This is a genomic window from Streptomyces sp. NPDC012466, assembly GCF_042955215.1.
Lineage (GTDB): Bacteria > Actinomycetota > Actinomycetes > Streptomycetales > Streptomycetaceae > Streptomyces.
Genome location: NZ_JBIBEQ010000001.1, coordinates 1,056,291 through 1,082,420, shown reverse-complemented (window position 1 = coordinate 1,082,420; position 26,130 = coordinate 1,056,291). Strand labels below are relative to the sequence as shown.

Here is a 26,130-nt window from a genome sequence, read left to right as displayed (position 1 = left end):
GAAAGAACTTACGCACAAGGACTTACTAAGCACTTAGTGAGTGTGCTTTCCTGCTCCCGTTCCGCCCGCTTCGTGCCGCCCCGCGGCCTGGAAGGACGAGCATGAGCCGCCCTGCCCTCCCTGATGACGCCGAGCTCCGTGACCGCGTCCGCGGCCTGGACCTGGACTCCAAGGTCCGGCTGCTTACCGGCGCGGACCTGTGGAGACTTCCTGCCGAGCCCCGGCTCGGACTGTCCGCGGTGACGATGTCCGACGGCCCGCAGGGCGTGCGGGGGACCGGCGACGACCCCGACGAGACCGGCCTGCTGGCCCCCGCGCCGAGTGCGCTGGCGGCGGCCTGGGACACCGAGCTCGCCGAGCGCCTGGGGGAGCTGTTCGCCACGGAGGCGCGCCGCAAGGGCGTCGACGTGGTGCTGGCGCCGGTGGTGAACCTGCAGCGCACCCCGATCGCCGGGCGGCACTTCGAGTACTTCTCCGAGGACCCACTGCTCACCGGCACCCTGGCCGCCGCCGTCGTACGCGGCCTGCAGAGCCGGGGCGTGGGCGCGTGTCTGAAGCACTTCGTGGCCAACGACTCCGAGACCGACCGCACCGAGTACCGCGCCCGGCTGGACGAGCGGACACTGCGGGAGGTCTACCTGACCCCCTTCGAGCAGGTCCTCGCCGAGGCCGAGCCGTGGAGCGTGATGGCCGCCTACTCGGGCCTGGACGACGGGACCGAGTCAGCGCCGATGACCGAGAACGCGCGGTTGCTGCGCGGGGTGCTGAAGGGCGAGTGGGGTTTCTCCGGGCCCGTGGTGAGCGACTGGGCCGCGACCCGGTCCACCATGGCCTCGGCGGTCGGTGGTCTGGATCTGGTGATGCCGGGTCCAGACGGTCCTTGGGGTGACGCCCTCGCTGCCGCCGTGCGCGCGGGCGAGGTGGACGAGCAGTTGGTCGACGACAAGGTGCTGCGGCTGCTGCGCCTGGCCCGGCATGTCGGCGCACTGGATGAGTCGGCGCCGTCCCCCGTACCGGCCAAGCCCGCGCCGGAGGAGTTCCGCCTGCTGCGCGAGGTCGCCGCTCGCGGCACGGTGCTGCTCCGCAACGAGGCCGACCTGCTGCCGCTGCCCCCGGACGGCATCCGCAGCGTCGCGTTGATCGGCCCCAACGCCGTCGCGCCCTATCTCCAGGGCGGCGGGAGTGCCTTCGTCCCGGCGGTGCGCACGGTGTCGTACGAGGACGGGCTGCGGGCCGCGCTCCCCGAGGACGTCCGGCTGACCGTGCACCGGGGCGGCGACGCCCGCCTGCGCCTGCCGTATGCCTCCGCCGACTTGCTCACCGATCCCGACACCGGCGCGGCGGGCATCCGCGCCGACCACCTGGACGCCGACGGCAACCGCATCGGCGGCGAGGCCGGCGCCACTGGCGACTGGACCATGTACGACGATTTCGCCCCGGCGACCCACCGGGTTCTGCTGCGCACGGAGCTGACCCTCGCCGAACCGGGGACGCACCGCCTGGAGTTCGGCTGCGCGGGGCGCTTCAGCGCGAGCATCGACGGCGAACACGTCCTGGCCGGATACGACGATCGCGGCGTGGAGCTGGTGCTGGAGTCCAAACACGCCCACCCGCCACAGCGGGGGATCGACATCGAGGTGGGGCCGGAAGGCCGCAGACTTGCGCTCGCCCTGGATCTCACCGTCGTCGACGCCGGTGGCTACGGGCGCTTCGTCACCGCCCAGCTGCGGCACACTCCGCCGGGGACCACCCCCTACGAAGAGATCGCCGAAGCCGCCGCCGCGGCCCAGGCCGCCGATGTGGCCGTCGTCGTGGTGGGTACCAACGAGGAGGTCGAGTCCGAGGGCTGGGACCGCACCAGCCTCGACCTGCCCGGCCACCAGAACGACCTGGTCCGCAAGGTGATCGCCGCCAACCCGCGCACCATCGTGGTCGTCAACGCCGGCGCCCCGGTGCTGCTGCCCTGGGCCGACGAGGCCCCCTCCCTGCTGTGGTCGTGGCTGCCGGGCCAGGAGGCCGGGCACGCACTCGCCGATGTGCTGCTGGGCCGTACCGAGCCGTCGGGCCGACTGCCGTGGACGCTGCCCGCCCGCGCCGAGGACGTCCCCGTCCCCGACGCCCGCCCCCGCGACGGCATCGTGGACTACACCGAGGGCGTCCACGTCGGCCACCGGGCCTGGGACCGGGACGGCCTCACGCCGGCCTTCCCGTTCGGGCACGGTCTGGGCTGGACGCGATGGACGTACGAGTCCGTGACGATCTCCCCGGCTCCCGTCTTCGCCGATCTGCCCTGCCCCGCGGGCGGAGACGGACTCAACCTGACCGTGGAACTGACCAACAGCGGCCCCCGGGCCGGCCGTGAGGTCGTCCAGGTCTACCTGGAGCCGCCGCAGGACGTCTCCGACCGGCCGGTGCGCCTGCTGGCGGGCTTCGCCACGGTCCAGGCGGCACCAGGTACACGCGTCACCGCCGAGGTACACATAGCCGCCCGCGCCTTCCAAATCTGGGACGGCGAAACCCACACCTGGCGTACACCGCCCGGCCGCTACCGCCTGCACGTCGGACGTTCCAGCCGTGATCCGCGCCTCACCGCCGGGGCGACCGTCGATGGCGGCCGCCTACACCCCGAAGGCTGACCCACCCGGCCGCACAGTCGCTTTTGCCCCGCTCACCTCCCGCGCCGTGTCCAGCCCAACCGCAAGGAGCCGCACCCATGCGCACCCCTCGTCCCACCACCAGAACCCTCCAGATCGCCTGCGCCACCGTGGCCGCCGCCCTGCTGGCCACCGGCTGCGGCCGGAGCGACGACGCCTCGTCCTCCGACAATGCCCCGGCGAAAATCGGCAGCGGCAAGGCCAAGGGCAAGCTGGTGATGTGGTCCATGGGCGACAAGGCCGACAAGGACCTGGAGAGCCTGGCGAAGAAGTTCGAGCAGCGGAACCCGGACGTGACGGTTCGGATCACGGCGGTGCCGTGGGACGCCGCGCACGAGAAGCTGACCACCTCGATCGCTGGCGGCAACACCCCGGACATGTCGTTGATCGGCTCGACGTGGATGGCCGAGATGGCCGCGATGAACGGTTTCCAGGCAACGCCGGCCTCGTTCGAGGAGTCCGCGTTCTTCCCCGGCCAATGGGACACCACGAAGTACAAGGACACCTCGTACGGCGTCCCGTTCATCGCCGACACCTCGGTGATCTACTACCGGACCGACATCACCACCAAGGCCGGTATCGAGGGGGCCCCCGCGGGCGACTGGGCCGGATACCTGAAGGACCTGAAGGCCGTCCAGGCCACCGCGGGCAAGCAGAATGCCAAGCTGCGCAACGCCACCCAGTTGCAGGTCGGCTTCAACTCCTGGCTGTTCTGGCTGCCAATGGTGTGGCAGCAGGGCGGTGACATTTACGACGCCGACGCGAAGAAGTTCACCTTCGACACGCCTGCGGTCACCAAGGCCCTGGAGTACTACAGCGGCATCTTCGAGGACAAGCTGACGCCGAACGACAAGACCGACGCACGCCAGAACCTCCAGAACGGGCTGATCGGCACCGTGCAGCAGGGCCCCAGCACCGGCGGCGACCTCCACAAGAACGCCCCGGAACTGGACGGCAAGTGGCAGACCATGCCGCTGCCGAAGGGCACGCAGGCGGCCGGCCTGGCCGGCGGCAGCGACCTCGCCGTCTTCAAGGACGCGGACAACGCCGACGCGGCCTGGAAGTTCGTCAAGTTCCTCACCGAGCCGAAGAACCTGGCCGAGTACGCGGACGCCTCGGGCAACCTGCCCGCCGCCGTCCAGTCCTGGTCGAAGGGCAAGCTGAACGAGAACCCGAAGATGGCCGCCTTCGAGACCCAGCTGAAGGTCACCAAGGCCCCTCCGGCGATCACCACCTGGCAGCAGATCGCCGACGCCATCGACTCCGAGCTCGAGAAGCTCGCCTACGGCAAATCCAGCGTCGCCGACGTGCAGAAGGCCCTGCAGTCCAAGGCCACCAGCATCGGCACCGGCCGCTGAAGCGCCGCCGCACGCATCCCCCGTACGGACGGATGACCACCATGCCCACGGACGGATGACCACCATGTCCACGAACACCATCGCCGGGCAGGGCACCGAGGGGCACGACACCGCCGGCAAGCAGCCGGCGGTGCTCCGCCGCACCTCCTCGCCGCGGCGGAGCACCGCACGGGGCCGCCAGGCCCGCACCGCGTGGATCCTCGCCGCCCCGTTCCTCGCCCTGTTTCTCGCCTTCATGCTGCTGCCGGTCGTCTGGTCGACGCTGATGAGCCTGACCGACACCAAGAGCGCCGACCTGCGCACCCCGCTGAACGTGTCGTTCGTCGGCCTCGACAACTACGTACGGCTCTTCCAGGACCCGCAGTTCTTCACCGCCCTGCGCAACACCGGCGTGTTCGTCCTGGCGGCCCTGCCCCTGACCCTGGCCGCCGGGCTCGCCGCGGCGGTCGCCCTCGACAGTGGCATCCGCCGCTTCCGAGCCGCCTTCCGGGTCGGCTTCTACCTGCCGGTGATCACCAGCATCGTCGCCGTCGCCGTGGTGTGGAAAACCCTCCTCGAACCCCACACCGGCCTGGTGAACACCGTCCTCGCCTGGTTCGGCATCGACGGCCCGGCCTGGCTGGCCGACACCCGCCTCGCCCTGCCCGTCATGATCCTCATGGCCGTATGGCGCAACCTCGGCACCGTCATGATCATCATGCTGGCCGGTCTGCAGTCCGTCCCCCACTCCCTGACGGAGGCCGCCGAACTCGACGGCGCCGGCCCCTGGCAGCGCTTCTGGCGGGTCACCTTCCCCCTCCTGCGCCCCGCCCTCCTCCTCACCGCCGTCACCACCGGCATCGGCTACCTGCAGTTCTTCGACGAGCCGTTCGTCATGACCGACGGCGGCCCCCTGGACTCCACCCTGTCGGCCACGCTGTACGCCTACAAGCAGTTCGGCAACGGCAACTACGACATCGCATCGGCCGCCGGCTACGTCGTCTTCGTTCTCATCATCGCGCTGACCGTGCTGCAGTTCCGCATGCTGCGCGACAAGGACTGATGCCCCATGACCACGACCACGATCGATCCCGCTGTACAGAAGTCCGTACGACGCCGCCGCATCCGCCAGGAGTGGGGCCGCCCCTGGCTGTACCTGCCGCTCACCGGCCTCCTACTGCTGATGGTCACGCCGTTCCTGTGGATGCTCTCCGGGGCGTTCAAGCCCGAGGCGGACATCCGCAAGATCCCGCCCGACCTGATCCCCACCCGCCCCACGCTCACGAACTTCCAGGAGCTGTTCGGCAGCCTGGACTTCACGACGATGTTCGCCAACTCGGTGATCGTGGCCCTGGCCGTCACCGCCGGGAACCTGATCTTCTGCTCGATGCTCGGCTACGCCCTCGCCAAACTCGAGTTCCGCGGACAGCGCGCCGTGTTCACCGTCGTCATCGCGACCCTCATGGTCCCGGGCCTGGTCACCTTCGTACCGCTGTACGTCCTGGTGGCCAACATGAAGCTGACCGGCTCCCTGCTCGGGCTGATCCTGCCCTTCCTCGCCACCCCGTTCGGGGTGTTCCTGATGCGGCAGTTCATCTCCACCCTGCCCGACGAACTCATTGACGCAGCCCGCGTCGACGGCTGCCGCGAACTGGCCATCTTCTGGAAGATCATCCTGCCCCTGACCAAGCCGGCCCTCGCGACGCTCGGGATCATCACCTTCCTCGGCTCCTGGAACAACTTCCTGTGGCCGCTGGTCGTGGCCCAGAACGAGAGCCAGTACACCCTCCCCGTCGGCCTCGCCCTGGCCAGCAGCGGACAGGACTTCACCCGCTTCGGCATCCTGCTCGCCGGAGCCGTCGTCGTCCTGCTCCCGGTGACCATCGTCTTCCTGCTCTTCCAACGCCACTTCGTCGCCGGTATCGCGACCACCGGCCTGAAGTGACCCCGGCTCCGGCGCCCTTACCCGCCCCTCCCGCGCCGGTCCCGCCCCACCCACGTCCTGCACGCGCGCCGCCGTGCCAGGCCGTCATGCCCGCAAGGAGCCGCACCATGAGAACCACCACCCGGCAATGGCGCCGGACATCCCTGGCAGCCGCCGCGACCCTGCTCGCCACGCTCCCCGTCCTTCCGGCAGCCACACCCGCCTCGGCCGACTCCGCGCCCGGCCGGGCGTCGGTCTGGATCACCAACCCGTCCACCAAGACGTACCTGTCCCAGCAGTCCCCGGTGACCTGGAAGACCGGACCCGCACCCTCCGGCTCGACGATCACCGTGGACACCTCCCGCAGGTACCAGCCCATGTCCGGCTTCGGGGCCTCGTTCACCGACTCCTCCGCCTGGCTGGTCGGCACCAAGCTCAGCGCCGATCAGCGGAACGCGCTGATGCGTGACCTGTTCAGCCGCCGCGACGGCATCGGTCTGAGCATCCTGCGTCAGCCCATGGGCGCCAGCGACTTCACCGTCAGAGGGAACTACTCCTACGACGACATGCCCGCCGGCCAGAGTGACCCCACACTGTCGAACTTCTCGATCGACCACGACCGGGCATACACCATCCCCCTGCTGAAGCAGGCCCGCGCGCTCAATCCGAAGCTGACGGTCATGGCCACCCCGTGGAGCCCGCCGGGGTGGATGAAGACCAGCGACTCGATGAACGGCGGCCGGCTCAAGCCGGACGCCTACCAGCCGTACGCCGACTACTTCGCGAAGTTCCTCAAGGAGTACGCGGCGGCCGGCGTCCCGGTGCGCTACATCACCCCGCAGAACGAGCCGCTGCACGAACCGTCCACCTACCCGGGCATGCGCCTGTCCGCTGACGAGGCGAACGCCTTCGTCACCGACCACCTCGCCCCGACCCTGCGCGAACAGAAGCTGTCCACGCGCATCCTGGGCTACGACCACAACTGGGACGTCACCAGCTACCCCGAGTCGTTCTACGCCGACCCGGCCACCGCCCGGAACGTCGCCGGTACGGCCTGGCACTGCTACGCCGCCGCCGAGCTGGTCCTGAACCAGACCGTCGTCCACAACGACTACCCCAACGAGGGCGCCTTCCAGACCGAGTGCTCTGGCGGCACCTGGGAGGGCGACGAGCAGGACGGCTTCGCCGGCGCCATGGACAACGTCATCAACGGCCCCCGGAACTGGGCCCAGAGCATCGTCCGCTGGAACGTCGCCCTTGACAACGACAGCGGCCCCAGAAACAACGGGTGCGAAGGCTGCCGCCCCATGGTGACCGTCTCTCAGGACGCCGACAGCACGTGGTCGTACACGCCGACGGCCGACTACTGGGGGCTCGCCCAGGCCAGCAAGTTCGTCCAGCCAGGCGCTCGCCGGGTCGCATCCAACACCCTGGGCAAGGGCAGCGTCGAAGACGTCGCGTTCACCAACCCCGACGGCTCCACCGCCCTGGTCACCTACAATTCCGGCACCACTGACCGCACGTTCACCGTCCGCTGGGGCAAGCGCTACTTCACCTACACCCTGGCCGCCGGAGCAGCCGCGACTTTCACCTGGAACGGCACCCAGCACGGCAGCACCGACCCGGCCGCCATCGGCTCCGTCGACCTCCCCTTCCGCAACCCCGACGGCAGCAAGGCCCTGATCACCTACGACAGCAGCCTGCTCGCCCGGCAGCCCCAGGTCCGCGTCGGCGACCAGTGGCTCGGCTACACCCTGCCCGCCGGCGCCTCGCTCACCCCGCCCACCGGTGAGGTGGCCCTGCCCCGCGGCAGCTGGCAGGCATCGGCCTCCGCGAGCAGCTCGGACGATCCGCCCACCAAGGCGATCGACGGCGACGCGGCCACCCGCTGGAGCTCCGGCCAGGGCATGCGACCGGGCGACTGGTTCCAGCTCGACCTCGGCTCCGCCCGGACGTTCAACGAGATCGTCCTGGACACCAGCGCCTCGTCCGGCGACTTCGCCCGCCAGTACGAGGTGTACACCTCCGATGACGGCACCACCTGGGGCAAGCCGATCGCCACTGGCCCCGGCAGCACCGTGACCCGGATCCTGCTGCCCACCACCACCGCCCGTTATATCCGCGTCGTCAACAAGTCCGACTCCGGCAGCTGGTGGTCCATCCACGACGTCTCCGTCCTCGCTCCCGACGGCAAGGTCACCTCGAACGCCGGTGTGACGAAGGGCGTTCAGCGCAAGAGCGCTCAGCTGCCGGACGGCACCCGGTTGTCGGCGACGTACAACTCCGGCAGCGGCACCGCGGCGTTCGACGTCCGGTGGGGCGGCACAACGTACGGCTACCGACTGCCTGCCGGCGCCGCCGCGATCTTCACCACGCGGTCGGCCTGAACCCATACCCACAAGGAGGTGGCGTTTCGATGAAGCAGTACTGCGAGGCCGTAGGCGACACAGGAGTGAGGCCCGGTACCTCACGCCGCAGGTCGGCCTGGGGCCGTCTCACGGCCGTTGCGACTGCCGCGGTATCGAAGGTGACCGGCCCGGGCGACCGCGCCAGATCCGGCACCCGAGGCCGCAACCGGGCTGCACAGGACACGGTGCCGTCAGCGGCCGTCCATCCGCATGCCCGCTCACGCATGACCAGGAGGACAGCTTCCATCGGGCTGGCCCTCGCCAGCCTGCTCATAGGCACGGCAGCAGTGCCGGCCTCGCCCGCACCCAAACCGAGCCAGACCGGCGACGACGGCTGGGTACTGAGCACGACCGACACATCAAAGAACTACTCCCCGACGTTCATCGGCAACGGCTACCTCGCCGCGCGCGTGCCCGCGGCGGGTCACGGATACAGCAGCACACCCATCGTCACCCAGTCCCAGCTCGCCGGTTTCTACGCCCGTCTGCCCAGCAAGTTCGAGGACCGGGCCAGCCTGCCGAGCTGGGCCACGCTCGGCTTCGGCCGCGGCGGTGACCTCTACGGGATCGGTCGCTGGTCCTGCGCGTTCAACCAGCTGTGTCCGGCGATGTACGGGCAGATCTCCGGTGGCGCGTTCGTGGAGAGGTCCCACCCCGGCTCGGTCGCCGGCGGCTACCTGGCCGGCCTGAACAATGGCGGCAACCCGACGGTCGGCGGCGCCGGCGTCGTCCCGATCCGTGACGCGCCGGCCGGCAAGGCCACCCTGGCCGTCCGGTACGCGAACGGCAGCGGCGGCCCGCAGACCATCCACCTCAGGGTCAACGGCACGCTCCAGCAACTGACCCTGCCCAGCACAGGCGGCTGGGACGACTGGGCGGTACTGACCATGCCGGTGACGCTGACGGCAGGCGCGAACACACTCAAGATCACCGTCGAGGAGGGTGATACCGCGCGGGTGAACGTCGACTACCTCACGGTGTATCCCGACGGCGCACAGCCACCCACCGACGTCGCATCCGCCACCGTCGGCACCACCAGCAAGTACCGGCAGTCGCTGGACCTGCGTACCGGCGTGCTGAGGACGTCGTTCGACTGGACCTCCCCGGCGGGCGACAGAACCAGCTTCGCCTACGAGGTCAACGCCAACCGCGCGGACGGCCATCTGGGCACCGTCAGCGTGCGGGCCGTCCCGCACTGGAGCGGAACCGCCACCGTCGTGGACCAGTTCGACGGCCAGGGACTGAAGTACGCCTCGACCAGAAACACGCGCGTCAACGGCAGGACCGCGACGCTGTCCCAGACCGTCGTGAGCGACGGGAAGCTGGTCACCGCCGGGCTGAACTCCGTACTCCGCGTCAACGACCGAGCCGTGCCGACCAAGGCGATGGCCGTACCCGACGACGGCACCGCCGGGCAGAGCGCGACCATCCCGGTCCGCGCCGGTCAGCCGCTACGGATCACCAAGTACGTGGGCGTGGCCTCCAGCGTCGACACCGACCGGTCGCTTCGGTCCGCGACCCCGCAGCAGGCCGCCGCGAAGACCGCGGCCCGAGCATCCGCGGACGGCTACCAGCAGGCGCTCGCCCGCAACAGCAAGGCATGGTCCCGTCTGTGGCAGTCGAGCATCTCGATCCCCGGTGACACCGCCATGACCGCGCAGATCCGCGCGTCCATGTTCTACCTGCTCGCGAGCACGCGCGCCGGCGTCGACTGGAGCCTCAGCCCGGCCGGACTGTCCTCGGACGGCTACGGCGGCCACGTGTTCTGGGACACGGAGACCTGGATGTACCCGGCGCTGCTCGCCCAGTACCCGGACATCGCACTCGGCGCGAACACCTACCGGCAGAAACTGCTGCCCGCCGCCCGGGCCCGTGCCGAGGAACTGTCCACTCCCGACCACCCGATCAAGGGCGCGAAGTTCCCGTGGCAGAGCGCGCTGACCGGCAAGGAGGAGACCCCGCCGCCCTGGAACGAGGGCAACACCGAGATCCACATCAACTCCGACATCGCCCTGGCCCAGTGGCAGTACTACCAGGCGAGCGGCGACGAACGGTGGCTGCGCGACAAGGCGTGGCCGGTGCTGAAGGACATCGCCGACTACTGGGCCACGCGCGCCGAGCCCGACCCGGCCGGCGGATACGACATCAACGACGTCATGGGCCCGGACGAGTACCACGACCACGTCGACAACAGCGTGACCACCAACGCCAGCGCGCAGGCATCGCTGCGCATCGCCGTCAGCGCCGCCCGCATTATCGGCCGGCCCGCCGATCCGGAATGGAGCAAGGTCGCCGACGGCCTGAAGATCCCGGTGGACACGGCCCTCAACATCCACCCCGAATTCGAGGGCTACAACGGGCAGACCGTCAAGCAGGCCGACGTCACCCTGCTGCAATACCCCTGGGCGGTGCCGATGCCGGCTGGCCTGGCCCAGAACGACCTGGACTACTACCAGGCACGCACCGACCCGAACGGCCCGTCCATGACGGACGCGATCGCCACCATCGCCAGCGCTGCCCTCGGATCCCCGGACTGCCAGACGTACCACTACATGCGGAACAGCGTGGACCCCTACCAGGCCGCACCGTTCAACCAGTGGTACGAGACCCGCAATGGCGGAGCCTTCAACTTCACCACCGGTCAGGGAGGCTACCTACAGGAGTTCCTCTACGGCTTCACCGGGATGCGCTGGGGAACCGACACGATCACCATCGACCCCTTCCTGCCGCCGCAGCTCCCGGGCGTCGACATCACCGGGGTGAAATGGCAGGGGCGCACCTTCGACCTGTCTGTCGGCCAGCAGACCACGAAGCTGACCCTGCGCTCCGGCCCGCCGCTTCCCGTCCGAGTCGGCCTTGGCAGCGATGACGTGCGCAAGGTCAAGCCCGGCACAGCACTGAAGGTGCCCACACGGCACCCGGCCGGCGACGCGACGAACTGCAAACCGTAAACACGCCGGGCGCCGCCGCAGTCGTCCGCGATCGCCGTAACCACGGCACGGCCTGCACGGCACAGCGGTCGGCCAGCCCGAACCGTCACTGACCGTGCCCCTCAGCCGGATGCATCCGATGCTCCGGCCGAGGGTGCCCCTAACGCCACCGCCTCCGTCACCAGCGGAGGCGGTGGCCGTGCCCCGTTCGGCTCGTTCCTCGTGGAGCTGGCCGTCTGCGAGCGTCCTGTTGTGCCGGATCACCCGGCACGCCGTCGGCGGCCCTGCAACTGCTGCACCATATCCGCGAACACGCCGCACTCACCGACGCCGTTCGGTGGTCCTGCCACAGCGCCCACCGGGTGCGCGCCGACCCCGAATTGCGCACGGTCCTGCCGGACCCGCACGCCGACGTGGAGCGGTAGCCGCACCCCCCGGCGGAACCCTCGGCCTGACACCGCGGTACGCGGCCATGAGCGGGCCACGGACGCCTCGACCCACCCGGAAATCTCTTGGTTTCGCGCACGTACTGTCGGCGCCGGGCGTCGGCTGTCGAATCGTCTCGATTGACGATCGGGTTTGAACACAGGGGCCGATGGGTTGGGAGGGGCGGAAGGATAGGTGGGTGCTGTCCCGGGTCGTGGGGTCTGACTCATGATTTCTCTGACCGAGGTGTCCTGGTGTCACAGTGTCGGCCGTTGGCCGGGGATGGTGCGTTGTCGGTGCCGGGCTGGCGGGGTGTGTCCCGATAGGGGCCTGCCGATTGTTGTGGCGTCCTCACGATTCTGACCGCCCGAGGCGGCCCGGTACCGGCAACGCGACATGACATCGGACCGGAAGGGGAACGGGCATGTCCAGATCGACCGTGCCCAGTACGTCGGCTGCTCCGAAGACCCGCCGTCGCCGCCCTTCGGGGGAGGTGGTGTTGGGAGTGGACACGCACCGTGATGCCCATATGGCTGCGGTGCTCTCCTCGACGGGGGCTGTGCTTGCCACCGACGAGTTCCCGGCCACCGCGGCTGGATACCGTGAGCTGCTGAAGTGGGCCAGGAATTTGGGCGTGGTGGGGCGGGCCGGGGTGGAGGGGACCGGCTCCTACGGGGCGTCCCTGTCGCGCTATCTGCTGGCCCAGGGCATAGACGTGTTTGACGTGAACCGGATGGACCGCGCAGATCGCCGCCGGCGCGGCAAATCGGATCCGCTCGATGCCCAGAACGCGGCCAGGGCCGTATTGAGCGGGCGGACGTGCGCGCGGGCCAAAGCGGGCGACGGTCCGGTGCAGATCGCGAGAATGTACAAACTCACGAAGGCGTCGGCCGTCAAAGCCCGTACGCAGGCCGTCAATCAGCTCAAGGCCGTCCTCGTCACTGCTGACCCCGTCTTGCGGGAAGAGCTGGCCGGACTGGGCAATGCCGAACTTTTCCGTACCTGTGCGCGGTTCACCGACGTGAGTGGTCACGGGGAGGTCGGTGAGGAGTCGGTGCTGCAGGCCACGCGGATCACGCTGGGTCTGCTGGCTGATCGGATCGGCCAGCTCTCCGAGCAGATCCGGGAGGTGGACGCTCGTATGGCCCGGCTTGTGGAAGGTCATGCCCCGCAGCTGCTCGACGTCGTGGGGATCGGTCCGGACACGGCGGTCGCTCTGCTGATCACGATGGGGGACAACCCGGAGCGGTTGGACAGCGAGGCGTCCTTCGCCGCGCTGTGCGGCGTCAGCCCCGTCGAGCGTTCCTCGGGACGTCGGCAGTTCCGTCGCCTCAACCGCGGCGGCGACCGTCAGGCCAACGCCGCGCTCCACCGCATCGTCTTCACCCGCCCGCGGGTCGACCCGCGCACCCAGGACTACTACGAGCGCCGCATCAAGGAGGGCAAGACCCGACGCGAAATCGTCCGGTGCCTCAAACGCTACGCGGCCCGGGAGGTCTTCCACCTGATCAAACAGCCGCGACCAGCACCCCGCTCATAGGGGCTGCCGTGACAGATGAGAGGCTCAGACGGGTGAGCGAGACACCACCGAACACCCTGCAATACCGCTTTGACGGGCCAGAAGAGGCTCCCGTCCTGATCTTGGGTCCCTCACTGGGTACCACATGGCACATGTCGTAGAAGCCGTCCAGGGGCGTCCATCCAGTCCTATGCGGACATGTATGTGCAGTTTCGGGATCATGTGCCGGAGGGTGTCCACGGGGTCTGTGACTCGCGCGTGACACCTGACAGCGCGACGCAGCCCCGCTGGCCTGCTTCGGCGGGGCTGCGTCGTGCGGCTGTGCCGAACGCCTGGGCGACGTCCTCGAAGCGGTCCGCGGGCGCGGACTCCGATGGGCGAAGCACCCACTGCCTCCGCACGCGTGCACGCTCGGCCGTCGTGGAGATCCGCGCGCAGCTTCCGGCGCCGTCCCTGTGGGTGGCCCACATCCATACCGGAGCCTGAGCGGTGCCGTCAGTCACCGCGGGCGTCCTGCCGCCCGTACGCCGGCCACATGCGCGGCGTGCTGTACGAGTCGCCGCGTCGGCGCAACACCCGGGCCGCCGACTACCTGTGCCGGCTGTGCAAGGAGAGCCCGGCGGCGGCCTGGGATCACTGCCATGACCACGGCTACGTCCGAGGCCCGTTAACCGAACTAACTCGTGAGTTCTTGCAGGTCAGACGGCTTCTCCACTAGCTTCTCAGGATGCTTCAAGGCGATGTCCCCGAGCGGGACTTGGCAGCGTTCGTCCTGCCCGAGTTGGGCAGACTGCAGGAGACCGGTGATCAGTGGGCGCCGTACCAGTTGCTCGACCAGGATGGCGTTGTTGTCGACCCCGTCCGGGTCTTCTTCGCCGAGCTGCAGGCAGAGGACAAACCTGCCTCCACGGTCCGCTCATACGGCATGGACCTGCTGCGCTGGTGGCGGTTTCTGTGGGCTCTCAACATCGAGTGGAACCGGGCAACGCGTACTGATGCACGGGACTTCATCCGGTGGATGCAGATCGCGAACAAGCCCCAGCGCCTGCACTGGCGACACCGGAAGGCAGGCTACCCCGAGGAGACGGTGCCGAAGCCGCGGACGACGCGCAAGAAGATCCCCGGTACGCCGAACGCCATCACGGGCAAGGTCTCACCCGGCCCGCAGTACGCCGCGAGGACACGCGCACACTGCGAAACCGTGCTCCGCACGTTCTACGACTTCCACCAGGACGAGGGCACCGGGCCAATCATCAACCCGTTTCCGCTCGACCGCTCGCGTCGCAACAGCCGCGCGAACGCCCACCACACGCCTGACCGGCCCTTTGCCCAAGAGCGGACAGGCCGCTACCGGCCGACCATCCCGAAACGTGCGCCCCGGCGTATTCCGGACGGGATGTTCAACGCGCTGTTCGCCGCCCTCCGGCACAATCGAGATCGCGCTCTACTGGCTTTCTGGGTTTCCAACGGGGCCCGCGCAGAAGAACTGCTCACCAGCCGGCAGCGCGATGCGCTACCCGGTCAGCAGTTGGTCGGCGTGATCCGAAAGGGAACCCGCGCCTACCAGCAGCTTCCTTGCTCAACCGACGCCTTCGTCTGGCTGCGCCTCTACCAGGAGGAAACACGGCGAGATGGCATCCCGCGGGGCAAGAACCTGCCGTTGTGGTGGACCCTGAGGCGTCCCTGGCGCCCGCTGAACTACGACGCGGCGCGGGCGATGTTCAACCGCGCCAACGATCTCCTCGGGGCGAACTGGACGCTCCACGATCTACGCCACACCGCGTCCTACCGGCTCGCCCGCGACCCCAACATGCCCCTGACCGACGTCCAATGGGTCCTCGGTCACGCACATCTGACAACCACCCAGCTCTACCTTCCGGCCAGCCAAGACGAAGTGATCGAACGTGTCCGCGCCCATCATGCACGCCGGGCAGAGCAGCGTGACCGGCCGCCCGCGCCACCGGCCCCCGGCTACAACCCCGACTCGCTGAAGACTCTCTTCGGGAACTCATGGTGACGAGCACAGAGACCTTGCGCGCTCCGGCCGTCATCCGAGATGCACAGCCACTCGCCGGCGAGGCTCTCCGGGCAGTCAAGAAGCGTTTCCCGCCGCGGCCCTACGAGGACGCTTGGCCTGCCACCGGCCAGTCCTACGAGGAGGTCGTGGCTCAGCTGAACCGGCCTCCGCTTCGGGCCGCGAGCGAGTCCACCCATTTCTACCGGCGGCGAGGCGCAACGCTCATTCTCCGCTGGCTCCTGGACCAGCCGGGCTCCACCTGGCAACAACGGTGGAACGCGAGCCCCGCTGCAAACGCGACCGGGGCACAGTGGAACAAGCTCAACGCCAGCTGGGTCGGCTACGACGCGGCGAATGCGAACGGCATTCTGAACACGGGCCTGTTCGCCCTGGTCTGCGCCGATGTGCTCCGGCCGTCGCTCCACTGGCAGCTCACCCGGACCTCGACCAACCTCCGTGCCATCATCTGCCAGTACCGTGACCCTGAGGGATTTGCCCGCCTTCAGGAGCTGGTGGGCCCAGAATCGTGGTCCTCCCACCTCGGCATCCTCGCCAAGAACGTTCTGGTCAAGCTGGTCATCGCCAAGGGCGGGGGGCTGGCCGACATCGATGTCGGGGACGCCATTGAGTACATGGAAGCGCATCGAGCTCAGCGGGCCACATCGGGCGGGCAAAGCCTGTTCTACTCCTGGCTGAAGGACCTGGGTCACCTCCCACCCGACGCGCCCGTGTCATTGAGGTTTCTGCACCGAACGTCCGGCCAGGTCTCGGTCGAGCAACTCGTCGACCGCTACCGCCCGCAGTCCAAGCCCATCCGGGATCTGCTGGTCGAGTACCTCAAGGAACGCCAGCCCACCATGGACTACACGTCCTTGGAGGACGCGTCCCGGACGCTTGTGAGGAACTTCTGGCTGCAGATTGAGCGCATCCAGCCCGGCATCGACACACTCCGGCTGCCGCCTGAAGTCGTGAGCGCATGGAAGCAGGTCAGCCGGACGAAGGTCACACGCCGTCGGCTGCCGGATGGCACAGTCCATGAGGCGGTGACGGAGCGGGCCAACTACGGCAACCTCATGATCGGAGTTCGAGCCCTCTACCTCGACCTGGCCCACTGGGCCGTCGAGGAACCAGAACGCTGGGGCCCGTGGGTTGCTCCCTGCCCGGTCAGCGCCGCCGACGCCAGTACCTCCAAGCACGAGAAACGCCGCAAGGCCAAGATGGACCAGCGCACCCGCGAACGACTGCCCGCGCTGTCCACCGTCGTCCGCGCCGCTAAGGCGAACTGGACAGAGGCCCGTGAGGGGATGGACGCCCTGCAGGCCGCCCCACTCGGCGGCCAGTTCACGTTCAGAGGCAGAACCTACACGCGCCAGAAGAAGGACTCGTCGACTCCGTTCCGGGCCTACGACGAGTCCGGCCGACGCATCCATCTGGGACTGCTCGAGGAACGGGCCTTCTGGGCCTGGGCCACGATCGAATTCCTGCAGCACACCGGCGTCCGGATCGAGGAGATGCTGGAGGCCAGCCATCACGCCTTGATCCAGTACAAGCTGCCCACCAGCGGTGACATAGTGCCTCTGCTCCAGGTCGCTCCCTCGAAAACAGACGAAGAACGGCTTCTCCTCGTCAGCCCGGAATTGGCCGACGTCCTCAGCACGATCATCGCCCGCGTCCGTGACCCTCGAACAGGCGCGATCCCGATGCTGCCCAACTACGACGTCGCGGAGAAGATCTGGAACCCGCCGATGCCGCTGCTGTTCCAGTGGACATACGGAGGCCAGCGCACGCCAGTGTCCCGACAAATGATCCGCGACGGTCTCAACGAGGTCCTGAAACGGACCGGGCTCACCGACTCCGTGGGCCAGCCCCTCGACTTCGCTCCGCACGACTTCCGAAGAATCTTCATCACCGACGCAATCCGCAGCGGCCTGCCGCCCCACATCGCGCAGGTCCTCGCAGGTCACTCCGACATCAACACCACGATGGGCTACAACGCCATCTACCCGGCGGACGCCATCGAAGCCCACCGCGCGTTCATCGCCCGCCGTCGATCACTTCGTCCCAGCGAGGAATACCGGACCCCGACGAACGAGGAGTGGGACGCCTTCCTCGCCCACTTCGAGAAACGGAAGGTGTCCATCGGTACCTGCGCACGCGCCTTCGGGACCCCATACATTCATGAACACGCTTGTGTCAGATGCTCACTCCTCCGGCCTGACCCGGCCCAACGGGCACGGCTTGCCGAGATCCGCGACAACTTGATCGCCCGAGTCACCGAAGCAGAGACGGAAGGCTGGCTCGGCGAGGTCGAAGGTCTCCAGATCAGCCTGGCTGGCGCCGAGGAGAAACTCAGCCAGCTCGACGTACAGATCTCCCAGCAGCAGGAGTCCGTTGACCTGGGAATTCCCACCTTCCGGGAGATCGTTGCTCACACCACTACCGTGGCCACACCGCCGGAGCCTTCGTGACCAGGACGGTCGTCACCTCTGGCGATGCTCAGTGGACGTCGGCACAGAACGCGGCGGCGCGGACGAGCTTCATCCACGCGGATGATCTACACCACCCCGACCCAGGCCACGGGCACGCTCTACGGGCGGCGGGCCAGAAAGTGGGTGTCGAGGAAGCCACGCTCGGACGCTGGGTCGTGGAGCAACCGAGCCACCGTGACAAGGCCGGCACCGGCCAGCAACTCGGCAAACTGCTCCGCCGGCCAGCTATAAGCGGGCGCCACCTTGTGGTCGAAGCGGACCGGTTCCGGCCCCTCCGTCCCGAAGAAGGACACCAGGAGCAGACCCCCTGGTGCCAGGACACGCACCTGCTCAGCGAGCAGTGCGGGCAATTCTCCAGGTGGGGTATGGATCATCGAGTAGTGGGCCAGCACCCCGCCGAGCGCGCCGTCCTCGACCGGCAAGGCCTCCATGCGCGCTTCGTCGAACCGCAGCGCCGGCTCGGCCCGCCGAGCGTGGTCGACCATGGCCGGGGAGAGGTCGAGCCCGAAGGCGTCCAGCCCCAAGTCGTGCAGCATGGCTGTCAGATGACCGGGTCCGCACCCGACGTCGGCTACCCGCAGGTTCCCCGAATCGCGCACGAGCTCGGCGAAGGTGCCGATCATGTTCCGCGCGAACGGCTGCGTCTCCAACCGACTAGTGAACATCGACGCATAGAGCTCGACGACCCCGTCGTAGGCCGCCCTGGTCTCATCCTGGTGTTTTAACACGGGCAGGAAACTAACACCCGCGCCGTTCGCAGCCGTTCTCCGGCCCTTCCTCTCGGGACTGATCGTCCCGTCGCCGGATCACGGGACGCCCCGGTAGTTCGGAGAAGGGCCTCTCTGCGGTAGCTGCAACACCCGCGAGGGCAAAGCCTCGCCGGACTGGTTCCTCCGTACCGAGGACAGCGTGCTGCACCTGCTGGAGTGCCGGCACTGCCGCGAGCAGCGAACGCTGCCGCGCCGGTTCCACATCGGAGTGGTCCACGCGCACCTGGAACGGACCGAGCGGCACGGGCGCTGCCAGCGAAAGCCGTACGCCCGCGAGCTGGCGTACGCGCACGGCGTGCACCGGTTCGAACTGGACTGCGGTTGGCACACAACCGGTGGATGGACAAAGGACGTCACGGCAGCCGAGAAGGTCGCGCTCGTGCGGGCCTTCGTCGACGCAGCCCTAGCCTCGCAGGAACCCTCGCCATTCCTTGACGCCGGGCCCGAGGGGCAGCGACCCCGGTGCCCGTCGCGGCCCGCAGGGACCAGTTGCTCATGAGGGAGCTGGTGTCGAGCAGGAACCCTGCGGCGGTGCCGATCAGACACCCGGCGGCCATCACCGCGATCATGCCGAGGGCCGTCGAGCTGAGAAGGGGGATCAGGACCTTGAGATCACGGCCTCCACCGGGCGCCCTGGGCCCCGGCCTTGCCCCGGCTCTCCACCGTTTCACCTGTACCGTTCGGAGCGGCTCCGAGCCTTCGTCGGAAAAGGCCATGACGTTGTCAGGGGCTGCTCGTATCTTCAGACCATGACCGTCACTGCCTGCCGGGAGCTGGTGAGTCCAGCGACCCGCAACGCTTTCCGCTCGTTCGCCACGGATGACCATCCGGATCGTGGAGGAGCTGTGGGAGGACCATGGGTTCGCACCCATCCCTCCGGAGGTGCCGGACCCGGCCCGGCCCGGCGCTCGGCACCAAGGTAGTTGGTGCGGATGTCGGCGATGACCTGGGGCCAGGGGCGGGCTCTACGTCTCCGGGGGCTCCGCCGGAGACGAGGACGACGGCTCCGGCCGGCTTGATGAGCGGGTCGAGGTCGCGCAGGGTCTGGTCGCGGTCCATCCAGTTTCTCTGAACGAGCAAAATCGGCTCCAACTACTTGGTGGCGATGAAGATAGGGGCAGTTCATCCGTCGGCTCTCAGCGGCAAGAATCCAGTCGGCTACTCTGCTCTCCCATCAGGGGGGACCCGCTGGAGCAAGCGATGCAAGCAGCTGAGGGGGCGACGCGTGGCGACAAGAGATGGGCTGCTCTCCGAGCTCTCGATTCATGGCTACGCGGTGCTCGACGGAGTCGACTCGAAGGACGTGGCCGTCAGCTTGGGCCGTGCGGGCAGCGGTGAACTCCTCGTGCCGCAGGAGGCGGGCAGCGCTCGTCGTTCCTGGTCCCTTTCCGGCGTATACGGCCTCGGGGCATTCCCATGGCATACCGATGCTGCGATCTCGGTGAACCCCCCGCGGTGGTTGGTACTCACGGCCCGCGAGCTCTCCGAACCGACCTGGACGGATGTCTTACGGCCTGCTGAGGATCTTGTCTCGTCTCTGAGGCGCACGGTACTGCGGTGTACGGACGGTAAAGGACGCACTCGGTACCTGCCCGCGGCGGTCCCCGACTCGGATGAGTGGGTTCGAATCAGGTGGGATCCGCGAATCTGTACGCCGCTCTCTGGTTTGACTGTTGCCGATGTCGGATCTGCAGCACCCACGGCGAGGGTGACTTGGCAGAAGGATCGCGTGTTGATTCTCGATAACGCCGTCGTGATGCATAGAAGACCAGTCGTCCCTTCGAGAATGCGGCGATCGATCGAGCGCATATATGTCTGGAGTCGTTGATGTGGTCTTATGATGCCCTTCTCGGGAAAGCGGGCGCATACTTCAATCGGGCAGAGGAACATCCCAGGGCCGATGGAGAGGTGTTCGCTCTTTGGCTCCTTCTTGGACTTGAATTCCTGCTGCGTGCGCCGCTGGCGAGGGTTCACCCCACCCTGCTCGCCGATCCCGATGGCACGGCCATGCTCCACGCTGCAGGATTTCCTCCCAAGCCTGCGCAGCCCGGGGCTAAACCTCCCAAGGATCCGAAGTCGATTGCCACGCACACGGTAATCTCGCGGCTCGGTGTCGTGATCGAAGAGTTCACGAAGGAGCGCCAGGATGAGGCGACCTTCCTCACGAACTTGCGAAATCGGGAGCTACATACCGGCGATGCTGCGCTGTCCCTCGATTCGTCGATTTGGTTGCCACGCTTCACTCGGGTGACGACGGTGGTGTGTGAGCACTTGGATCTCGAACCTTCCGACTTGCTCGGTACGGAGATCGTCCAGCTCGGTCAACAACTGGTCGACGATGAGGACAAGCGTCTGGAACATGAAGTGAGGAAGCGGATCGAAGCTTGCGCCGCAACCTTCGCCGGCTTGTCTGATGACCTGGTATCCGCTCGTCGAGCAGCTGCCCGCCCTGGCGACAAGGGAATTTTGGATCACGTCGTGGAATGCCCCGCTTGCCAGTCGAGGGTTTGGCCTTCTTTGGAGGCGGTCCGACGAACGAATGAGCGCATTGAGTCCTATGGCATCTACGCAGATGTCATCTCGGTTGCAACGGGGTTCTCCTGTGGTGTGTGTAGTCTCGTGTTGAACGGAACAGCGGAGATCAAGAGCGCGGGCCTGCCTCAGCAATACACGCATGAAGAGGAAGAGACCTTCGAACAGCGGTTCCTCGACACGTACGAACCTGACTATGGAAATGACTGAGTGGTCGCACTTCACTAGCCGTTCTCCGATCGAGCTCCGATCGAGCTGGGTGGACAGTAGCCCGGTTGTCGGTGGTGGCGAATCTGCTGCGCACGATCGATTACCGTGAGGGGCGGATGGCGAGGATGGCTTCGGTGCGCACGAGCTCGTCGAAGGGGCCGCGGGGTTGAACTCCGTGACGGCCTGGCGGAGTCGCGCTCGAAGGCATCCTTGCGGTCGCCGAGCTGGGCGGGACTGCTGTAGCTGTAGGAGAACTGGAGGCCGATCACGGAGTCCAGGTCGCGGGTGACGGTGCGGTCCCAGTGGGCGACGTCGATGTAAGAGAACGGGGAGCTAGTACTTCCTGGTGGCTCTCATTGGGGTGGGTGTAGGTGCCCGATCCGGCCCGCCGCTCGGACCCGAGGTAGCGGGTGCGGACCTCGGCAGCGATGTCCAACTAACGAGCTCGTGCATGGTTGGCGTTGGCACGTCGAGGACCCTGATCGTTGATCATGGTTGGTGTGGTGGGGAACCGTGCACGTGCAGCGATTATGCGAAGCCAGCGGATCACGGGGCTGGCGCCCGGAGTGATCGCCGAACTCGTCGCCGAGATCGGCCCGTTGTGGCACGAGCGCCATCAGGCTGGTCTCGCGTCGCGTCCCCGTCGCCGGGCCGTGGGTGCCGGGGCGAAACACAAGCTGGTCTTCGTCGACCGACTGTTAGCCACCCTCGTCCACCTTCGCCATGGCGCCACCCATGACGTGCTGGCCTGCTGGTTCGGTGTCGACCGCTCCACCATCACTCGCGCAATCGGTGAAATACGGCCGCTGTTGGCGATGCGCGGCTGCATCGTTGCCCCCGACGTCCGACTGCGTACGCTCGCCGAAGTCATCGACCATCTCGGTGCAAGCGGGCAGACCGGGATCATCGACGGCACCGAGATCCGGGTCCGCCGCCCGGCTGCCGGACGCAAGGACCGGGAGAAGTTCATCTCCGGCAAGAACAAGCAGAACGCCGTGAAGTCCATGGTCATCACGGACGCTGACGGGCGGGTGGTGTTCTGCAGCCCGGCTGAACCCGCGAGCTGCGCGGACATCACCCAGGCCCGGCAGTTGGGCCTGGTCAAGCTCCTGGCCAACGGACCGGCCGTGGAGATTCTTGCCGACGCCGGCTACCAGGGACTGGGCGCTCAGACAGGCGGGCGCGTAGTGACACCACCGCACCGCAAGTTCAAGAAGAACGCCCCGGAGTGGTACGAGGAGATGCATGAACGCCAGCGCAAAGCCCACTCCTCACGGCGTATCCGCGTCGAGCACGGCATCGCGCACTTGAAGAACTGGCGAGCCCTCGCCCGGCACCACGGCCGCCGCGAGCACATGACCGACATCGTCCAAGCCGTAGCCGGGCTCCTCTCGCACCAGCAGACCGCCATGCTCTCCGGCGATCAGCGAAAGTGAACCTGGAGGCAAGCTGCGGTCCTCGACGTGCCAACGCCAACCATGCACGAGCTCGTTAGGCAGGCGGTTCGATGACGCCGGGGGCTGGCCCACCGACCACCACGACGACTCAACCGGGCGTGACGAACTCGTCAAGGGCAGACAGGAGGGTGTCGCGTTCGGTCCAGTGGACGCCCCCGCTGATCGGTCTGTTCAATATCGCAGCGGGATCATGCCAGGTGTGGCGCAACGGCATGAACGGGGCCTTTCCGACCAGCCTGCGTAGTTGGTGGATGCAGTGATCCGCCGCCCCCGCATTCCCTGCTGATGTAGATCGCATGTAGATTGTGTCGCGCTCGACATGAGTGAGGTCAGTTCGTGAAGGCGTCGGGTTGTCGAGGGCCGGGGGAGTGCATTCGTGAAGTCCATTGTGCACATTGCGTTGAGTGGCGACAGTCTCGCGATGTGTGACGCACGGATAGAGTGCCGTGCGCCCCGGGCAGCCGAGCCCGAGCAGGCAACGTGCCAGGAATGCATCGACACCTACATCGAGGGATGGGCCGCGGCGCAACATGACGGCCCGCCGGGTGCCCCGCCCATGCCCAGCTACCCGCCGTCACGTCGCCCATCAGCCATGCGGTACGCGGCGTTGGGGGCCACTGCCGCACTGGCGGTAGCCGCACTCGGCTACTGGGCTCTCGCGGATCACGGTAGCGGCGAGAACAGCGACATCGCCGTCACAGTGGTCGATTGCTCACAGACCCGGCTCTACGCTGCTAAGGACGGTGGGCCGATGCTGCCCGCCCGCGTGGCGCAGATCCAGTTCGTCAACAACGGGGACAGCGAGCAAGCTTTCTCGGCGCAGGTTGACGGCGTGACGCTGGAGGGCCAGGACGGCAATCGGGCGAGATGCAGGCTCGCTCCCCACGACTCGAAGCTCATCAGCTTTCCCATGAACCCGACCAAGTACGGCAGCAGCGAGGGAGCGTGTTACGCGTTGAATGTTCGGGCGGCCTCATGAGCGCGAGGCTCGACGACTCTGCGTCTGGACGGCGCGGGCACCGTCGCGACCGGCGCGGCGACCGGCCGGACAACCCTCGAACGGACACAACGCGGAAGGCCATGCGGGAACCGCGACGGATTGAGCAGAAGTGGGGCTTTGGCATGGCCCCGATCAAGCCTGCCGTGCAGAAGGAGCGGGTCGAGGCTGCCCGTACCGTGCTGAGCACCCTCGCGGAGGGGCGTCACGCAGCCCTTGGTCGACTGGACGACCTGTCGACCGTGAAGGGGCTCTTCACTCGCACGTACAAGCAGGATCAGTGGGACTGGTTCACTGTCTGGGAACAACTGGGGTTTCCTGAAAAGGCAGTTGCCCGTCAGGTCTCCGGTGCACTGCTGCATCTCTATCGGTGCATCCGGGATTTTGACGCCGTAGGCACTGAGCAGGCGTTCGGCACGCTGAAGAAATACGACCTGCCGGTGACTCTCGAACGCTACGTCTCCAGCACGCCGTACCGGCCAGTGGATCACGGGTTCATCTACGTTCTCTCCACACGTGAGGCACCCACTCTTCTCAAGATCGGGTACACGGATCGGGACATCGCCACACGCGCCAGGGAGATTAACTCGTCCACTGGCGTGGTCGTCCCCTACGGCGCGCGCGGAGCGTGGCTGGTCCCACGCGCCCGCCATGTGGAGGCAGAGGTGCACGCCAGACTCGCGGTATTCCGCGTCCGCAAGGACCGCGAATTCTTTCTGCTGGAGTACCGGGAGGCGGCAGCCATCATCGATGACTATGTGAAGAACCTCTAGCAGACAGCCACGTCATGTCCAATGGGCGGGTTTCCCGTCCGCGCACCACGGGCCACCGCCGCGGACTCGCACAGCGAGAAGGTGCCTCCTCGCTGGGGCGGCGGGACTGGACGTCACGCGAGTAGCTGTGGCCCGAGGTCTTTCCTTTGCTCTGAGCTGCATCTGGGCCGGGCGCTGAGGCCGCCCGCCACCTCGCCCTGTGCGGCGCTCTGCCCCACCGACGTCCCCCTCACTCGCCGGCACACGCTGACGCGGCACCGACCGACGGGGCCACCTCATCTACGCCCGCGATGCGCTCCGTCGAAGTGTCCACGCCTGTCTCCCCTAGCGGGCCGGGCGGGCGCCCGACTGTCGCGATCTCCCGCTCGTCCGCACTGCGGATGCTGACACGGCTGCCCCAGCCGCCGCTGCGCGTGCCAAGAGTGCCCGGCGTCGACGACTTCGCTTTCAAGCGGCGCCACCGCTACGCCACCATCCTCATCGACGTCGAGACCGGCGAACGGATCGACGTGGTGGGGAGGGGGCGGTGATCACGCCCCGGACCAACCACGCTGCCTTCCGAGGGCATGCGCGTGCGCCTGGTCGAGGAGCTCGCGCAGTACCGACGAGGTCGGTGCCACGGCTGTGGCGAGCAGAGCCGGCCCCTCGGCCAGCGGCGCGAGGAGGCCGCACCCGTCCTTGGAGCCCTCTCGGAGCAGGACGGGGTCCAGGCAGGCGTCCACGCCGGGTCCGACGAGCAGAAGCTGGCCGACGGCGCGATTGCCCCTCAGAACGGCCGGGTCGTCCCAGCCAGGTTCCGGGCTGCCGTACGCCGTGTGCTGGTCGAGCAGCGTGCGTCCGGCGCGGCGGACAAGGATCCGGCTGACGAGGTGGCCGGGCTCTTCGCCGCCCCGGCCCAGGAGTTGCTCTTCCCGCAGTACCAGCCGTGCTGTGGCGTTGAGTTCAACGGTGCACGTCTGGCGCAGGTTGCTGCCGGCGGCGCTGATCAGCGGCTGCGGCAGCCAGCGCAGGATGGCGTGCTCTGCGACGGAGAGCCGTACGTCGTAGGTGGCCGGGGCGGTGGTGGGGCCGCGCAGGGCGAGTGTGGCGGCGGCCGTGGTACCGACGCAGCCCCGTCGGGAAGCATCCCGACGGGGCTTCTGCGCGGACCGGGCTACGACGAAGTGTCGCGGCCGGCGTGGGTACCGTTGTACTCGGGCACGCCGCTCTCGAGCACCCGGAGCAGGGACGCGGTGACGACACGTGTTGTACGGCCGATGCGCAGCACGCGGCAGGGGAACTCTCCGCGACGAATAAGGTCGTAGCCCTTCGCTCGTGAAAATCCCAGTGCCCTTGAGGCATCTTCCACGCTCCCCGTTCCGTCCCACGTAGCCCGAATGTGGATAGGGCTGTAGCGGGGGCCTGACAGCTCATTGTTCTCTTGATGCATTCCGAAGTGTTTCGTCCTGGCTCAGGCGGATCGCTCACGTATAGCCGGTAGGTTTTGGACTGTTCAGAGCAGCGGCTGCGCGTAGTCGGGGACTGGGTCCCGCACTGCGGAGTCAGCTGGCAAAAACGGGACAGCGGCTAGGGCCGGTATCGGTTACACCCGTACCAGCTGAGAGAGCGCGCCGAGACTCGGCTACCCCAGATCGGTGAGAGGGTCGTTCGTGCTGCAGAGAGCTGAAGGGGTCCCAGGATCTTGGGC

At 67.7% G+C, this 26,130-nt stretch carries 17 protein-coding genes and 3 pseudogenes; 16 read left to right on the top strand and 4 right to left on the bottom strand.

Translation table 11 applies throughout. The features are described from left to right. Nucleotides 1–101: 101 nt before the first annotated feature. The 11 genes and pseudogenes from ACFY9E_RS04845 to ACFY9E_RS04795 all read left to right on the top strand — a co-directional run bounded on the left by ACFY9E_RS04845 (nucleotide 102) and on the right by ACFY9E_RS04795 (nucleotide 17,683). Nucleotides 102–2,636: a glycoside hydrolase family 3 C-terminal domain-containing protein gene (locus tag ACFY9E_RS04845; RefSeq protein WP_390979316.1), complete on the top strand. Its 2,535-nt coding sequence runs from the start codon at nucleotides 102–104 to the stop codon at nucleotides 2,634–2,636. Between the two features lie 77 nt (nucleotides 2,637–2,713). Further along, nucleotides 2,714–4,012, top strand: a complete 1,299-nt coding sequence (locus ACFY9E_RS04840; protein ID WP_390979314.1) for an extracellular solute-binding protein — start codon at nucleotides 2,714–2,716, stop codon at nucleotides 4,010–4,012. A gap of 55 nt (nucleotides 4,013–4,067) precedes the next feature. Further along, the gene (locus ACFY9E_RS04835) at nucleotides 4,068–5,054 is read left to right on the top strand and encodes an ABC transporter permease subunit (protein ID WP_390979312.1); all 987 of its coding nucleotides are present in this window, start codon (nucleotides 4,068–4,070) and stop codon (nucleotides 5,052–5,054) included. Nucleotides 5,055–5,060: 6 nt separating this feature from the next. After that, nucleotides 5,061–5,936, top strand: coding sequence for an ABC transporter permease subunit (locus tag ACFY9E_RS04830; RefSeq protein ID WP_390979310.1), 876 nt, complete (start codon nucleotides 5,061–5,063; stop codon nucleotides 5,934–5,936). A gap of 107 nt (nucleotides 5,937–6,043) precedes the next feature. Further along, the gene (locus tag ACFY9E_RS04825; protein ID WP_390979308.1) at nucleotides 6,044–8,302 is read left to right on the top strand and encodes a discoidin domain-containing protein; all 2,259 of its coding nucleotides are present in this window, start codon (nucleotides 6,044–6,046) and stop codon (nucleotides 8,300–8,302) included. A 245-nt stretch (nucleotides 8,303–8,547) separates the two neighbouring features. Beyond that, complete coding sequence (locus ACFY9E_RS04820) at nucleotides 8,548–11,274, top strand: glycosyl hydrolase family 65 protein (protein ID WP_390979306.1); 2,727 nt, start codon at nucleotides 8,548–8,550, stop codon at nucleotides 11,272–11,274. A gap of 910 nt (nucleotides 11,275–12,184) precedes the next feature. Beyond that, on the top strand, nucleotides 12,185–13,219 hold the full coding sequence (locus ACFY9E_RS04815; RefSeq protein ID WP_390979304.1) for an IS110 family transposase: 1,035 nt from the start codon (nucleotides 12,185–12,187) through the stop codon (nucleotides 13,217–13,219). 32 nt (nucleotides 13,220–13,251) lie between these two features. After that, nucleotides 13,252–13,353, top strand: a pseudogene (locus ACFY9E_RS04810) (3-oxoadipate enol-lactone hydrolase); the annotation flags it as partial. Nucleotides 13,354–13,571: 218 nt separating this feature from the next. Beyond that, entirely contained in the window at nucleotides 13,572–13,916 is a 345-nt protein-coding gene (locus tag ACFY9E_RS04805; RefSeq protein ID WP_390979302.1) for an endonuclease domain-containing protein, read from the top strand. A 9-nt stretch (nucleotides 13,917–13,925) separates the two neighbouring features. After that, entirely contained in the window at nucleotides 13,926–15,215 is a 1,290-nt protein-coding gene (locus ACFY9E_RS04800; RefSeq protein WP_390979300.1) for a tyrosine-type recombinase/integrase, read from the top strand. Nucleotides 15,216–15,361: 146 nt separating this feature from the next. Continuing rightward, entirely contained in the window at nucleotides 15,362–17,683 is a 2,322-nt protein-coding gene (locus ACFY9E_RS04795) for a tyrosine-type recombinase/integrase (RefSeq protein ID WP_390979298.1), read from the top strand. A gap of 119 nt (nucleotides 17,684–17,802) precedes the next feature. Here the strand turns inward: ACFY9E_RS04795 and ACFY9E_RS04790 are convergent, their stop codons facing one another. Beyond that, complete coding sequence (locus ACFY9E_RS04790; protein ID WP_150478924.1) at nucleotides 17,803–18,432, bottom strand: class I SAM-dependent methyltransferase; 630 nt, start codon at nucleotides 18,430–18,432, stop codon at nucleotides 17,803–17,805. Nucleotides 18,433–20,301: 1,869 nt separating this feature from the next. Here ACFY9E_RS04790 and ACFY9E_RS04785 point away from each other — a divergent pair. The 5 genes and pseudogenes from ACFY9E_RS04785 to ACFY9E_RS04765 all read left to right on the top strand — a co-directional run. Beyond that, nucleotides 20,302–21,216, top strand: a complete 915-nt coding sequence (locus tag ACFY9E_RS04785; RefSeq protein WP_388325493.1) for a hypothetical protein — start codon at nucleotides 20,302–20,304, stop codon at nucleotides 21,214–21,216. Nucleotides 21,217–21,782: 566 nt separating this feature from the next. Further along, nucleotides 21,783–22,652 carry a transposase family protein gene (locus ACFY9E_RS04780; RefSeq protein ID WP_390979296.1) on the top strand — a complete coding sequence of 290 codons (870 nt, stop codon included), beginning with the start codon at nucleotides 21,783–21,785 and terminating at the stop codon, nucleotides 22,650–22,652. A 397-nt stretch (nucleotides 22,653–23,049) separates the two neighbouring features. Beyond that, entirely contained in the window at nucleotides 23,050–23,652 is a 603-nt protein-coding gene (locus ACFY9E_RS04775) for a hypothetical protein (protein WP_390979294.1), read from the top strand. A 143-nt stretch (nucleotides 23,653–23,795) separates the two neighbouring features. Next, entirely contained in the window at nucleotides 23,796–24,443 is a 648-nt protein-coding gene (locus ACFY9E_RS04770) for a GIY-YIG nuclease family protein (protein ID WP_390979293.1), read from the top strand. 324 nt (nucleotides 24,444–24,767) lie between these two features. Further along, nucleotides 24,768–24,958 (top strand): annotated as a pseudogene (locus tag ACFY9E_RS04765) (ISL3 family transposase); the annotation flags it as partial. 15 nt (nucleotides 24,959–24,973) lie between these two features. On the opposite strand, the gene ACFY9E_RS04760 reads toward ACFY9E_RS04765, so the two are convergent. The 3 genes and pseudogenes from ACFY9E_RS04760 to ACFY9E_RS04750 form a co-directional block, all read right to left on the bottom strand. Continuing rightward, entirely contained in the window at nucleotides 24,974–25,165 is a 192-nt protein-coding gene (locus ACFY9E_RS04760) for a hypothetical protein (RefSeq protein WP_390980339.1), read from the bottom strand. 39 nt (nucleotides 25,166–25,204) lie between these two features. After that, a pseudogene (locus tag ACFY9E_RS04755) lies at nucleotides 25,205–25,519 on the bottom strand (urease accessory protein UreD); the annotation flags it as partial. A gap of 77 nt (nucleotides 25,520–25,596) precedes the next feature. Then, nucleotides 25,597–25,872 carry a helix-turn-helix domain-containing protein gene (locus ACFY9E_RS04750; RefSeq protein ID WP_390979291.1) on the bottom strand — a complete coding sequence of 92 codons (276 nt, stop codon included), beginning with the start codon at nucleotides 25,870–25,872 and terminating at the stop codon, nucleotides 25,597–25,599. Between the last annotated feature and the right edge of the window lie 258 nt (nucleotides 25,873–26,130).